A 12,473-nucleotide genomic window follows, 5' to 3' on the forward strand; every position below is an offset into this window, starting at 1 on the left:
TATCTTGAGAGTGGAAGGGGTGAACGCTCCCCGTTCCCGGACCCTCTCGCCCGCAGCGCTCTCCCTCTGCCAGGATGCACGGATGGTGCATCCCATCGAGCTGGTCCCCGTCGACGCCGAGACCTTCGACGACCTCGATCCGGGCGAGGACTCCCCGGCCACGGAGACGGCTGAGCCCGCGCCCCCGAGGCCCCGCGGTCGCCGGGTCTTCCCCCTCCTGGCGGTCGGGATCCTGCTGGGCGGGGTCTCGTACGTGCTGAGGATCCTGGCCCAGGTGTTCCAGGCGCACGCGGTCGACAGGTTCGGCAACCAGGACCTCTCGACGTGGCAGTACGCTGCCGGCAACGGTGCGGCCACGGCGCACGTCCTGACCGCCGCAGGGGGAGCCGCGGTGCTGACCGTGACGGTGCTCCGAGCAGCGCGCGCCCTGGACGCCCTGGGGCGGTCCGACGCTGGCGGGTCCCACCAGCGCCCCGGTTCCCGGTGGCTCGTCGTCGTGGTGGCCTGCGTCGTCGTGGTGGCCGTCATCGTCGCCAACGCCTTCCCGCAGGTCGGCGCACCGGGTCGAGTGATCGTCCAGGACGTCCAGTCCGGTCAGCTCTCGATCGTCGGCGGCTGACCCGTCGAGCCGTTCCTCCTGGCGACCTGACCGAGTCCCGCGGGTCAGACCCCGCCGGCGAACCCCGTCTGGCGCCATGCCTCGTAGATCGCGATCGACGCGCTGTTCGTCAGGTTGAGCGACCGGCGCCCGGGCAGCATGGGGATCTTGACCTGGTCGGTGATGCGTGGGTGGTCCAGGACGTCGTCGGGCAGGCCCGTGGGCTCGGGTCCGAACAGCAGCACGTCGCCCGTGCGGTACTCGACGTCGGTGTGCCGCGTCGTGGCCTTGGTCGTGAACGCGAAGACGCGGGCCTCGGGCATCGACGCGAGGGCGGCCTCGAGGTCGGCGTGCACCTCCATCGCGGCGAGGTCGTGGTAGTCCAGGCCCGCCCGGCGGAGCTTGGGCTCGTCGAGGTCGAAGCCCAGTGGCTCGACCAGGTGCAGGCGGGCGCCGGTCACGGCCGCGAGGCGGATCGCGTTGCCCGTGTTGCCGGGGATGCGGGGCTCGAAGAACACGAGGTGGGGGAGCGTCGGGGCCGGGCGCTCGGCGTCGGTGCCGAGGTGCGGTCGCCAGTCATCGGCACCGGTGACCCCGGGCGAAGGTGCGGGCGCGGAAGTGCTGGGTGCGTCGTCGGGCATGGTCTCGATTCTCCCACCGCCGCGGGGGACCAGTTGTCAGAAGTGAGCCGGTGTAGGGCCCGGCTCACTTCTGACAACCAGTCGGTGCGGCACCACGTTGTCAGAAGCGGAGCGGGGTATGCCCCGGCTCGCTTCTGACAACCGATCGGGGGAAGGACCTCAGCCCGTCCGCGTGAGCGCGGCCGCGTCGACCTCGTGCTGCAGCGGTTCGCCCGCGAGGAAGCGCCCGATCTCCTCGACCACGATCGCCCCCTGGCGCAGCCGACCCTGGACCGTCGCGGCCGCGTGGTGCGGCGTGAGCAGCACGTTCGGCAGGGTCCGCAGCGGGTGGTCGACGGGCAGCGGTTCGGCGTCGAACACGTCGAGCGCCGCGTCGATCCGTCCGCTCGCGACCTCGCGCAGCAGCGCGTCCTCGTCGGTCAGCCACGACCGGGCGGTGTTGACGAGACCGGCGCCGTCGGGCATGAGCGCGAGCTCGCGCGCCCCGACCAGGTGGTGCGTCTCGGGCAGCGTGGGCGCGTGGACCATGGTGATACGGCTCGTCGAGAGCAGGTCGTCGAGGCTCACCAGCGCGACGCCCAGGGCCCGGGCGTCCGCGGCCGACAGCGTCGGGTCCGCGACCACGACCTCGGCCCCGAGCGCGCGCAGCATGGTGATCGCCGCCCGCCCGGTCCGGGACGCGCCGATCACGCCGACACGCGTGGCGGCGATCTCGTACCGCGGTGGCGCGTCCTCGGCGTCCTCCCACGAGGCGCCCGACGCGAGACCGTGGTGGAACCGCGGGAGCTGGTGCAGCAGGGCCATGGCGAACACGACCGACACCTCGCCGACCGACTGCGCCATGCCCTGCCCGGCCTGCGTCACGCGCACGCCGCGCGCGAACAGCTCGGGCGTGACGAACGGCTTGACGCTCGCGCCCGTGTGCGCGACCAGCCGCAGGCCCGGCATGCGGTCGAGCAGCGCGGCGTCGAGGCGCGGCGTGCCCCACGAGATGACGAGCACCTCCGCCCGCGAGGGGCCCGACGACGCAGCGCCCGTCCGGGCGTCGAGCGTCGCCCCCAGCGTGGCCGGGTCGTCGACGAGCAGGACGTCGGTCAGCGTGCCCAGCGTCTCCCACGCCGCGGGCGAGAAGAACTCGGCCCGCAGCGCGGGGGAGACGCTGACGACGCTCGCGGTGCGGCTCATCGGGGAATCATGCCAGCCACGCGTCGAGGTGCTCGGCGATGAACGCGTCGTCCGACGCGCCGAGCCACGGGTACGCGGCCGTGACGCGCGTGAGCTCGTCGGCCTGCCCGGGCGACAGCGTCTCGGCGGGGTCGAGGCACCAGATGCCCTCGAGCAAGCCCTGGCGTCGCAGCACCTCGTGCACCCCGGCGATGACCCCCGCGAAGTCGTTCGTGGAGTCGAACACCGCGGCGTTGGCGTCGGTGAGCCCGGTCTGACGGGCGACCAGGAGGCGCAGGGCCGCGTCGTCGGGCACCGTGAGCGTGCCGTCGGACGTGACGCCGCGCGCGGCCTGGGCGAGGCGCAGGGTCTCGACCGCGCCGCGCGTCCACACGGCCCACTGGCCGAGCAGGCCGCCCACGAAGCGTGCGGTGTACGGGCTCGCGCTCCCCGCGACCGGGACGTCGACCTCGGAGACCAGGTCGGCGATGATCGCGTCGTCATTGCCCGTGTAGAGCGAGATCTGGTCGGCGCGGCCGGACTCGGCCACGCCGCGCAGCACGTCGATGGTCCGGTACCGGTTGAACGGCGCGGCCTTGACGGCCACGACGGCCTCGATCGCGGCGAACTCGCGCCAGAAGTCGACCGAGAGCCGCGGCCCGCCGATCGCCTCCTGGAGGTAGAAGCCGATCACGGGCAGGACCTCGCCCACGGCCCGCGCACGGTCGAGCAGGTAGCGCTCGACCTCCTCGCGCGTGCCGCTCAGCCCCGCGACACGCGGTGCGAGGAGCACCGCGTCGTAGCCGAGCTCCGCGGCGACCTGGGCCTCGGCCACGGCCTGGGCCGTCGGTCCCGAGGCTCCGGCGACCTGGACGAGCGGGCGCGGGCCGGTGACCGAGGATCCCGCGGGCGCGTTCCCGCCCGTCGTCTCGCGCGAGACCTCGGCCGCCATCTCGAGCACGGGCCGGTACAGCCCGACGTCGCGGATCTCGAACTGCGTCGTGTGCACGCCCACGGCCACACCGCCGGCCCCGGCCGCGTGGTAGTACCGCGTCAGGGCGCGCTGGCGGCGTTCGTCGAACCGGCGGTCGGCGGTCAGCGCGAGCGGCTGGGCCGGGATGACCGTGCCGGCGCGCAGGAGAGCGAGCGAGTCGGGCTTCATGGCGAGGGCGGTCGAACCCATCAGAACTTCCCGTCGCGCACGGTGAACTTGGTGGCCTTGCCGCTCGTGGGCAGTCCCGCCGCGAGCCACTGCGCCTGCCAGTCGACGAGCGTGCGCAGCGAGACGTCGGGGTAGCCGAACAGCTCGTGGCACAGGCTCGCGTCGTTGAGCAGGGCCGTCCCGGCCTCCTCGCCCCGGAACGAGACCTCGCGGCCCAGGCCCGCACCGAGCAGCCCCGCGAGGCGACGCACCGACGCGGTCTCCGGGCCCGTGAGGTTGACCGTGAACGCGGGGGACGACGCGTGGCCGAGCGCGCGCAGCGCGACCTCGTTCGCGTACCCCTGCCACACGACGTTGACGTGGCTCGTCGTCAGGTCGACCGGTTCGCCCGCGAGGAGGGGCGCCGCGACGTCGCACAGCACGCCGTAGCGCAGGTCGACCGCGTAGTTGAGGCGGATGTTCGCGACCTTGGTGCCGCGCGTGAGGGCCGCGTGCTGGAACAGGCGCTCGCGCCCGAGGCAGCTCATGGCGTACTCGCCGACGGGCCCGGTCGGGTCGTCCTCGGAGCAGCCGCCCGAGGACACAGGCACGAGCGGGTAGACGTTCCCGGTCGAGAAGGCCGCGATGGTCGAGTCCGCGTAGCGGCGCGCGACGTCGCTCACGAGCGCGGCGTTCGCGGCCCACGCGAGCGAGGGGGCCGACGACGTGCCGAACTTGGCGCCGACCATGTAGACGACGTCCGCGCCGTCGGGCAGGCCGGCGAGGACGGCGGGGTCGCCCGTCATGAGGTCCGCCGTCACGACGTTCACGCCCGCGTCGCGCAGGTGGTCGGCCTGGGCCGGGTCCGACCAGCGGGAGACTGCGTGGACCGCGTCGCCGGTGCGGCCCGCGGCGTCGAGCGCGCGTCGCGCGAGGACCGTGAGGCTCGGGCCCATCTTGCCGCCCGCTCCCAGGACGACCAGGTCGCCCGAGCGGGCGGCCATGTCCGCGACGAGCGCGGGCGAGGGGGTGGTGAGCAGGTCCTCGAGCTCGGCGAGCGACGAGGGACCGGCGGGACGCCCGACGGCGGAGTCGCCGGCAGGAGCGACGGCGGCAGCGGGCAGAGGGCTGGGTGAGGTCGAAGACACGAGTGCTATCCCTTGATTCCGGACATGGTGACGCCCTCCTGGAAGTAGCGCTGGGCCACGAGGTAGGCGGCGAAGATCGGCACGAAGGAGATGGTCGCGCCGGCGAGGATCATGTTGAGCGGCACGTCCTGCTGCTGCAGCGACGCGATACCCACGGTGAGGGTCCAGTGGTCGGTGCCCTGGCCCATGATGAGCGGCCACAGGAAGTCGTTCCAGTGCCACAGGAAGACGAACGTGCCGAGCGTCGCGAGGATCGGCTTGCACAGGGGCAGCACGATGCGCGTGAAGATGCGCCACTCGGACGCGCCGTCGAGCTTGGCGGCCTCGAAGAGCTCGTCGGGCATGTCCATGATGAACTGCCGCATGAGGAACACGGCCTGCGCGTTCGCGAGCGTCGGCAGGATCAGGCCCCAGTAGGTGTCCAGGCCGCCGACCTGCGCCATGAGGATGAAGGTCGGGATCAGGGTCACGTGGTACGGGACCATGACCATCGCGAGGAACGACCAGAACATGGCCTCACGGCCCGGGAACTTCTTCTTGGCGAACGCGTAGCCCGCCATCGCGGAGAATGCGAGGACCAGGACCACCGAGACGACCGAGTAGATGAGCGTGTTCCCGAACCAGGTCCAGATGTTCCCGGCACCGAGCACGCGCTCGTAGGCCGCGAAGCCCAGGTTCGTGGGGATGAGGCTCTGCGGGAACTGGATCGCCGCCGCAGGCTTGAGCGAGAGCACGACCATCGCGTAGAAGGGGAAGATCGTGACGACCGCGGCGAGGCTCAGCACGACGTACCGCACGATCTTGCCGCGCAGCGTCAGGTCCATGCCCGAGCTCTTGCTGCGCCTGCGGCGCACCTTGGGCGTGAGGTCGGTCGGGCTGGTGGTACCGGCAGCGGTCCCGGGGTGCCCCGGGGTGCCGGGGGTGGCGAGCGTGGTCACTTGTCCCTCCCGATGAGGCGACGCTGCACCAACGCAACGACGATGGTGATGATGAACAGGGCGACGCCGAGCGTGCTGGCGTAGCCGAGGTCGAAGTACTTGAAGCCCTGGTCGTAGATCTGGTAGACGAGGCTGTAGCTCGCGCGGGCGGGCCCGCCGCCCGTCATGGTGTAGACCAGGTCGAAGATCTGGAACGACGCCGTGGTCTCGATGACCGCCAGGAAGAAGAGCGTGGGCTTGAGCTGCGGCATGATGATGTGCCAGAACCGGTGCCAGGCGTTCGCGCCGTCGAGCGCCGCGGCCTCCTCGAGCTCGCGCGGCAGGTCCTGCATGCGGGCCAGGAGGATGAGCATCCCGTACCCGAAGCGCGACCAGATCGAGACCAGGGCCAGCGCGGGCAGGACCAGGGTCGTGCTGCCGAGCCACGAGTCGGTCGACAGGCCGATCAGGCCCATGAGCTGCGACCACGGGCCCCCGGTCGAGAAGACCCAGGTGAACACGGTCGCGGCGAGCACGAGGCTCGTGACCACGGGCAGGAAGAACACCGAGCGGTAGAAGCCCGACCCGCGGAACGAGCGGCGGACCAGGAGCGCCATGAACGTCGAGATCGCGAGCGACAGCGGCACGATCAGGACGCTGAGGATCAGGGTCACGCGCATCGCGGACCAGAAGATCGGGTCGTTGACCATGCGCTCGAAGTTGTCGAGGCCGGTCCACGTGGCCGTGTCCCCGATGGTGTAGTCGAAGAAGCTCAGCCCCACGCCGGCGATCGCCGGTCCGAACCGGAAGGCCAGGAAGAGCAGGAAGGCCGGGAGCGCGAAGAGCAGGCCGATACGGGCCTCACGGCGGGCCATGGTGCGGCGGAACGTCGAGGGGGCCTTGCTGCCCGACGGGCCCGAGGGCCCACCGGACGCGCTCCGCGCGACGGGCGTGGCGCCGTCGGGCAGCGAGCCCTGGACGCCTGTCCCGAGGACGTCTCCGGACGGGGTGGTTGCTGTCATGAGGTTCTTCTCCTTCGCCTCACCGGGCCGGGGGCCGCGTCAGCGGCGGCCTCCCGGCCCGGTGGGTGTGGTGCGAGATCAGCCGAGGAGCGGGTTCGCGGCGGCGGCCGCGTCCTTCATGGCCTGCTCGGGGGTCTTCTGACCGATGAGCGCGGCCTGGATCTCCGGGGCGAGGATGCCCATGACCTCACGGGACTTCTCGTTGAGGTCGCCGGAGGTGGTGGCGTCGAGCGTGGCCTCGAGGGCCGCCATGGTCGCGTCGTCGCCGTACAGGCCGGTCTGCGAGGTGTACGGCGTGAACCAGCCCGCGGCCTTCGCGTACTCGGCCGACGCCTCGGGGCGCGTGGCGAACGCGAGCCACTTGCCCGCAGCGTCCAGGTTCTCGGCCTTCTTCATGAGGGCCAGCGAGCCGACCGTGCCGTAGCCGATCGACTCGGCCTCCTTGAGGGAGGGGAGCACGACCGTGTTCTCCTCGCCCCAGAAGCTCGCGACGTCGCCGGGGCCCTGCTGCCACGTGCAGGCGATCTTGCCCTGCGCGGTACGGGTCTGCTCGAACGCCGGGATCGTCGTCAGCAGGTCCTTCTCGACGAACCCGCCCTCGGCCAGGTCGGTGACGAACTGGAGCGCCTCGATGCCCTCGGGGGAGTCGAACGCGACCTCGGTGCCGTCCTCGGAGAACACCGAGCCGCCCGCCTGCCACAGCAGCGGGTAGAACGACTCGTTGAGCGTCGCGTCGACCGCGCCCCAGTAGTTCGTGACGTCGTAGCCGGCGTCCTTGAACTTCGGGGCCAGCGCCATGAGGTCGTCCCACGTGGCCGGGTAGTTGCCCGACTCGCCGATCGCGTCGAACGCCGCGGCGTTGCACACGAGCGGCTTCGAGTTCATGATCAGCGGCGCGCCCATCATGGCCCCGTCGATGCTCACCGACTTGGCGGCGTTCTCGCGCAGGTCGCCCGTGTTGTCGGTGATGTAGTTGTCGACCGCCGCGAGGGACTTCGCGTACTTGGGGAGCTGGTCGGGGATCAGGTAGACGACGTCGGGGCCCTTGCCACCCGCGATGCCCGTCGCGAGCGTCTCGTCGCGGCCGGCCCACGGGTAGATCTCGACCTTGACGTCGACGTCCGGGTTCTCGGCCGTGAACTCGGCGATCTGCTCGTCCCAGAACTTCTTGTGGGCCGCCTCGTCGGCGATGACGGGGTAGGTCCACATGGTCACCGAGCCCGAGGCCGCGCCGTCCGAGGGGACGGGGGTCGAGCTGCCGGTCGTGCCGCCACCGCTGCACGCGGTGAGGGCGCCGAGGCTGGCGATCGCGGCGATCGCGGTCACCACGTGCTTCTTCGGCATGGTCATTTTCGTGCTCCTTTGACGTCGAACGATGACTACCGTGCTGGATGCTTTCTGGATGTTTCGGGGGTCGTGCGGTGGTGCTTCGGGTGCTTCGCTGCTCCCTGCGAGGTGCTGCTTCGGTGTCCGGGCGGCTGCTGCCCGCCCGGACGGGACGTGCTGCTAGCGGGCCGGGACCTCCACGACGGTGCGTGAGTGTCTCGACTCCTCGGCCGCGAACACGGCGAGGTGGCTCTGGAGGGACTCGACGGCGCCCGAGCGGACGTGCGACGCGTCGCCCGTCGCGACCGCGCGCACGAACGCGTCCATGACGCCCGAGTCGCCGCCGCCGTGGTCGTCGGCCGCGTTGGTCGCGCCGTGGTGACCCGAGTCGTGGGCCGTGACCGAGCCGTCCCGGAAGTCGGTGACCCGGATCTTCTCGCCGTCGCCGTCGAGGCACCCGTGGGTCCCGAAGATCTGCGTCTTGCGGTGGTCCTGCTCCGAGAAGGCGGTCATGGTGAACGTCGCCGCTCCGCCGCCCTCGAGCTCCATCGCGACGACCTGGTGGTCCACGACGTCGTTGTCCGAGGCGTAGACGCACCGCCCGTAGTCGCCCGTGCGCAGCGCCTCGACCACCGAGGCCTCGTCGGTGCCGTCGGTGACGACCGTGACGGGCCAGATCGGTCCCTTCTCGCGCAGCGTGCCCAGGTACAGGCGGGGAGCCGAGTACGGGCACGTCGGCTCGAGCGGGCAGTCCAGGCAGCGGTCCGCAGCGCCCTCGGGACGCTCCTCGGGCCGGAAGTGCTTGAGCGAGCCGAAGCTCGCGACCGTCGTGATCCGCTTGCCCGTGACGTAGCGGATCCAGTCCAGGTCGTGGCTCGACTTGGCGAGCAGCATGGGGCTCGACGTCGTCTCCGAGCGCCACGGTCCGCGCACGTACGAGTGCGCGTCGTGCCACCAGCCGACCGGCTCGAGGTGCTGCACGTTGACGACCTCGCCCAGGACGCCCGAGTCGACGACCGACTTCATGAGGTCCGTGTACGGCATGTAGCGCATGACGTGGCACACGCCGAACAGGACGCCCGAGGCCTCGACCGCGTCGACGACGTCGCGGCACTCCTCGGGGCTCGGTGCGAGCGGCTTCTCGACCAGGATCGCGTAGCCCTGCGCCGTGAGCGCCACGACCGGGTCGCGGTGCTCACGGTCCTGGGTCGCGACGATGACCATGTCGGCGAGGCGGGCGGGGGCGCCCGTGGTCTCGTCGCCCGCTGCGACCAGGGACTCCCAGTCCGTGAACTCCGCGACGGGGGCGGCGTCGGGGTTCGCCGCTGCCGAGCCGGACGCCACGAGCGAGCGCTGGAACGGGCGCGGGTCGGCGACCGCGACCAGGCGGGCACGGTCGGGGTGCGCGGCGATCCAGCGTGCGTAGGTCTGACCACGGTTGCCGGCGCCCACGAGGGCGACGGTCACGGGTGCATCATTGCGGGTCACGAGCGGTCCTTGCTTCGTTGCGGGGGCTGCGGGGAGAGCGGGTGGTGCGGTGAGGGGCCGGGCGAGGACGGCTTCATTTGCTATTTGCTATAGCAACTATGACAGATGATCCTGCGCCCTGACAGCCCGTCAGGTCAACTTGCGACCGAGTCGTTATCTTTCGTGCGGTCTGGGACCGGGCTCGACCGGGGTGGAGGCGCGGGTCTTCCAGCCGGCCTCCTTCGTCGGCCTCCCGCCAGACCCGCCACGACCCGCGCCCCCACCCCGGTCGAACCCTCCGGGCCGCCGTGAGGGCTCCTCTGCCCGGGACCTTCCTCCGAGGCTCACGGGGTCGGTCGTGAGGGTCGACGGCTCGGTGCCGAGCACGAGGTTGCGGTCGTTTTCCCGCTGACAGCGGCCGCAACCTCGTGGTCGAGGGCGCGGAACCTCGTTCTCGGCGCCGGAGGTTGGTCGCGCCGGCCTTGCTCTCGGCAGCCGCCCACCGCATGGTCGACGACCGGGCCGAGACCGACGGCTGCCGCTGCCACCGGGCCGGTCCGCCGGTGCCGAGCACGAGGTTGCGGTCGGTATCCCACGGAGAACGACCGCAACCTCGTGGTCGAGGGCGCGGAACCCCGTTCTCGGCACCGGAGGTCGGAGGCCGGCAGCTCGGTGTGGTGAACGTCCCGTCGCTGCCCTGATGCCCGTGCGACGCCGGCCGCACCCCTCGTGCTGTCGGGGTGCGGCCGGCGGGACGGGCAGGGGTCAGACCACGAGCGTGCCCGTCGTCGAGACCGTCGGGCCGTCGGACGGGATCGCGACGCGCTGCACGCCGCTCTCCACGTTGCCCGAGTGCAGGAGGTAGGACCCCGTGCCGAATGCGCCGTCGGCGAGCTGGAGGCGACCACCCGTGAAGGTGGAGCCCACGGCCGACCATCGATTCATACCTGCGTCTAGCTTCACGTGACCAGTGTCACCCGTCGGAGCGGTGGATCGTGCACCGTCCAGGTTCCAGGTGACCGGCTTGTCCGCCTTCGCCCGGCTCAGGAAGGTGCCGCCCGCGGGCGATCCCTCGAGCCGGGCCCCGTCGCCGACCCGGATGGTCTGCTCGGCGGCGCCCGCCGCGACGACCGCGACGTTGCGCACCACGCCGCCACGGATCGTCAGGTCTCCCGAGGCCGTCACGGTGCCCTTGCCCTCGGCGGCCTCGAGCGTGCACTGGTCCAGGACCACCGGCCCCGAGCCCGCGAACGACGCACCCTCCAGCCCGTTCAGCGTCGTGCGGACCAGGTGGACCGGGTTGGTCACGGTGGCCTGCGTGATCGGCGTACCCGGCAGCACGTTGAAGCGCGAGCCCTCGATGACGTTGGGACGCTTCGAGCGGCTCGACGCCTGCGAGACGATCAGGGTGTCGTCTGCCTGGCACCCGCGCAGCTGGACGCCGTCGGCGTTGACCCACAGCATGCCCGAGCCCGCGAGGCCTTCCTTGCGGATGACCTGGACGTCCTCGAGCGTCAGGTCGGTGACCTTGACGCGCGCCACGAACCACGAGCACACGTGCTTGCTGACCGTGATGCGCTTGGCCGACGAGCCCCACGCCGCACCCGAGTTCGCGAACGTCATGAGCCCCGAGTTCCCGACGTACGTCAGGTCGTGCTCGTACTGGCCGTGCGTCACGAACGGGCCCTGGTCGTCGCCGTCGCCGTGGCAGTTCTCCACGAGGCCGTACGCCGAGGCCGTCCAGTCGTTGAGGTGGCGGCAGTTCGAGGTGTGGCAGTCGGACACGTGCCCGTACAGGCAGTAGATCTGCTGCGTCAGGTAGCCCGCGCCGCCCCACGTGATCGAGGCCGGGTTGGCGAGCGAGCAGCGCGACGTCGTGAAGAACGTCGACCACCGTCGCATGACCAGGGGCCAGAACGTCGCGACCCCGTGCACGTTCTCGACGTCGCAGCTCACCGCGTACTCGAACGCGAGCGGGTGCGATCCCGTGTACTGGTCGCCGCCCGCGACGCCCACGAACGACAGGTTGCGCACGTGCACCTGCTGCACGGGCTCGACCTTGGTCCACGTGAGCGTGCGCCCCGCGGCGAGCTCCCAGCCGTTGAGGTAGTTGACGCGCACGTGCGTCGCGTCGACGATCTGCGTGACCTGGACCTGGAGCTGCAGCTCGCGCTCCCACTTGCCCGCGAGCGCGTTGACCTCGAGCGCGTACCACTCGCCCACGGCGTACTGCGAGGAGTCGGCGACCTCGAAGTCGTCGCGCAGCTCGGGCATGACGGCCGTGAGCTTGTTCGTGCGGACGTCGTCGGTCACGGTGCCGCGGAAGAACAGGACGGCCGCGAACGGGTCGTCCTGCCCGGCCTTCTCGATGCCCTCGGTCGTCATGGTGTGCCCGCCGAAGTCGAGCTCGAGGTGCGAGCGCGTGAACCGGTGGCGGCGCACGAAGTTGAGGTCGGAGTGCGCCTCGATGCGGCTCACGGTCGGGTCGTTCACGAGCGCGTCGAGCGCGTCGTCGGCCGGGGTGTCCTTCCCGAACAGCCCGAACCAGCGGAAGTCGGCGGTGCCCGTGTGGAGCGTGTGCCATCGCCCGCGGCCGGCCGCGCCCAGGTCCTTCGGCGCGAGCACCGTGCCGCCGTTCGCGGCCGCCTCGCTCTTCGCGTCGTAGCGGACCAGGCGCGCCGCACCGTCACCCGGCGTGGCGTGGCCGAGGAGCTGGACGACGGTCCCGTCGTCGATCTTCTTGGCCTTCCAGCCCACGAGCTGGGCGACGGACGTCGCGACGAGGACCTCGTCGTCGGGCTCGTCCTTCTTCATGGGCAGCACGCCCGACGGCGCCGCGGCAGCGGGCGTGCCGGCTGCGGCCGACTGCGTGCCCATCAGGGCGCCGGCGGCCACGAGGCCGCCGATCCCGGCGACGCGCAGCAGGTTGCGGCGCGAGGGGGCCTCGACCGTGGGGGCCTGGAGGGGCGAGGTCGGTGCCGTCGCCGGCCCGTCGGGGGTCTGTCCGGGCGTGAGGAGGTTCGTCATCTGCAGAGGCCTTTCATCAGGG

10 protein-coding genes are annotated in these 12,473 nt (G+C 71.6%); 1 reads left to right on the forward strand and 9 read right to left on the reverse strand.

Annotated elements, in window-relative coordinates; all coding sequences use genetic code 11:
- The first annotated feature begins 82 nt into the window (after window positions 1–82).
- A complete protein-coding gene (locus tag ACIPWA_RS00495) occupies window positions 83–619 on the forward strand; it encodes a hypothetical protein (protein ID WP_068623689.1) in 537 nt (178 codons plus the stop codon).
- A 44-nt stretch (window positions 620–663) separates the two neighbouring features.
- Here ACIPWA_RS00495 and ACIPWA_RS00500 read toward each other — a convergent pair whose 3' ends face one another.
- The 9 genes from ACIPWA_RS00500 to ACIPWA_RS00540 all read right to left on the reverse strand — a co-directional run bounded on the left by ACIPWA_RS00500 (window position 664) and on the right by ACIPWA_RS00540 (window position 12,451).
- Entirely contained in the window at window positions 664–1,239 is a 576-nt protein-coding gene (locus tag ACIPWA_RS00500) for a tRNA (cytidine(34)-2'-O)-methyltransferase (protein WP_400287658.1), read from the reverse strand.
- A 159-nt stretch (window positions 1,240–1,398) separates the two neighbouring features.
- A complete protein-coding gene (locus ACIPWA_RS00505) occupies window positions 1,399–2,424 on the reverse strand; it encodes a hydroxyacid dehydrogenase (RefSeq protein WP_400287660.1) in 1,026 nt (341 codons plus the stop codon).
- 7 nt (window positions 2,425–2,431) lie between these two features.
- Window positions 2,432–3,586 (reverse strand): dihydrodipicolinate synthase family protein, encoded by a 1,155-nt coding sequence (locus ACIPWA_RS00510; protein ID WP_400287662.1) that lies wholly within the window; start codon window positions 3,584–3,586, stop codon window positions 2,432–2,434.
- Entirely contained in the window at window positions 3,586–4,692 is a 1,107-nt protein-coding gene (locus ACIPWA_RS00515) for an NAD-dependent epimerase/dehydratase family protein (protein ID WP_400287664.1), read from the reverse strand. Before ACIPWA_RS00515 ends, ACIPWA_RS00510 begins: the two co-directional genes overlap by 1 nt.
- A gap of 5 nt (window positions 4,693–4,697) precedes the next feature.
- Entirely contained in the window at window positions 4,698–5,630 is a 933-nt protein-coding gene (locus ACIPWA_RS00520) for a carbohydrate ABC transporter permease (protein WP_231907789.1), read from the reverse strand.
- The gene (locus tag ACIPWA_RS00525; protein WP_225220737.1) at window positions 5,627–6,631 is read right to left on the reverse strand and encodes a carbohydrate ABC transporter permease; all 1,005 of its coding nucleotides are present in this window, start codon (window positions 6,629–6,631) and stop codon (window positions 5,627–5,629) included. Before ACIPWA_RS00525 ends, ACIPWA_RS00520 begins: the two co-directional genes overlap by 4 nt.
- Window positions 6,632–6,709: 78 nt before the next feature.
- The gene (locus ACIPWA_RS00530; protein ID WP_354509394.1) at window positions 6,710–7,981 is read right to left on the reverse strand and encodes an ABC transporter substrate-binding protein; all 1,272 of its coding nucleotides are present in this window, start codon (window positions 7,979–7,981) and stop codon (window positions 6,710–6,712) included.
- A 156-nt stretch (window positions 7,982–8,137) separates the two neighbouring features.
- Window positions 8,138–9,445: a Gfo/Idh/MocA family protein gene (locus ACIPWA_RS00535; protein ID WP_400287668.1), complete on the reverse strand. Its 1,308-nt coding sequence runs from the start codon at window positions 9,443–9,445 to the stop codon at window positions 8,138–8,140.
- A gap of 744 nt (window positions 9,446–10,189) precedes the next feature.
- On the reverse strand, window positions 10,190–12,451 hold the full coding sequence (locus ACIPWA_RS00540; RefSeq protein WP_400287670.1) for a peptidase C14: 2,262 nt from the start codon (window positions 12,449–12,451) through the stop codon (window positions 10,190–10,192).
- Window positions 12,452–12,473 lie beyond the last annotated feature (22 nt).

The organism is Oerskovia enterophila, assembly GCF_044748475.1.
Lineage (GTDB): Bacteria > Actinomycetota > Actinomycetes > Actinomycetales > Cellulomonadaceae > Oerskovia > Oerskovia enterophila.

What these genes read in the sequence shown, in the direction of transcription:
- ACIPWA_RS00540 (WP_400287670.1), bottom strand. Translation starts at nt 12,451, where the DNA reads ATGACGAACCTCCTCACGCCCGGACAGACCCCCGACGGGCCGGCGACG.
- ACIPWA_RS00525 (WP_225220737.1), bottom strand. Translation starts at nt 6,631, where the DNA reads ATGACAGCAACCACCCCGTCCGGAGACGTCCTCGGGACAGGCGTCCAG.
- ACIPWA_RS00510 (WP_400287662.1), bottom strand. Translation starts at nt 3,586, where the DNA reads ATGGGTTCGACCGCCCTCGCCATGAAGCCCGACTCGCTCGCTCTCCTG.
- ACIPWA_RS00530 (WP_354509394.1), bottom strand. Translation starts at nt 7,981, where the DNA reads ATGACCATGCCGAAGAAGCACGTGGTGACCGCGATCGCCGCGATCGCC.
- ACIPWA_RS00495 (WP_068623689.1), top strand. Translation starts at nt 83, where the DNA reads ATGGTGCATCCCATCGAGCTGGTCCCCGTCGACGCCGAGACCTTCGAC.
- ACIPWA_RS00500 (WP_400287658.1), bottom strand. Translation starts at nt 1,239, where the DNA reads ATGCCCGACGACGCACCCAGCACTTCCGCGCCCGCACCTTCGCCCGGG.
- ACIPWA_RS00505 (WP_400287660.1), bottom strand. Translation starts at nt 2,424, where the DNA reads ATGAGCCGCACCGCGAGCGTCGTCAGCGTCTCCCCCGCGCTGCGGGCC.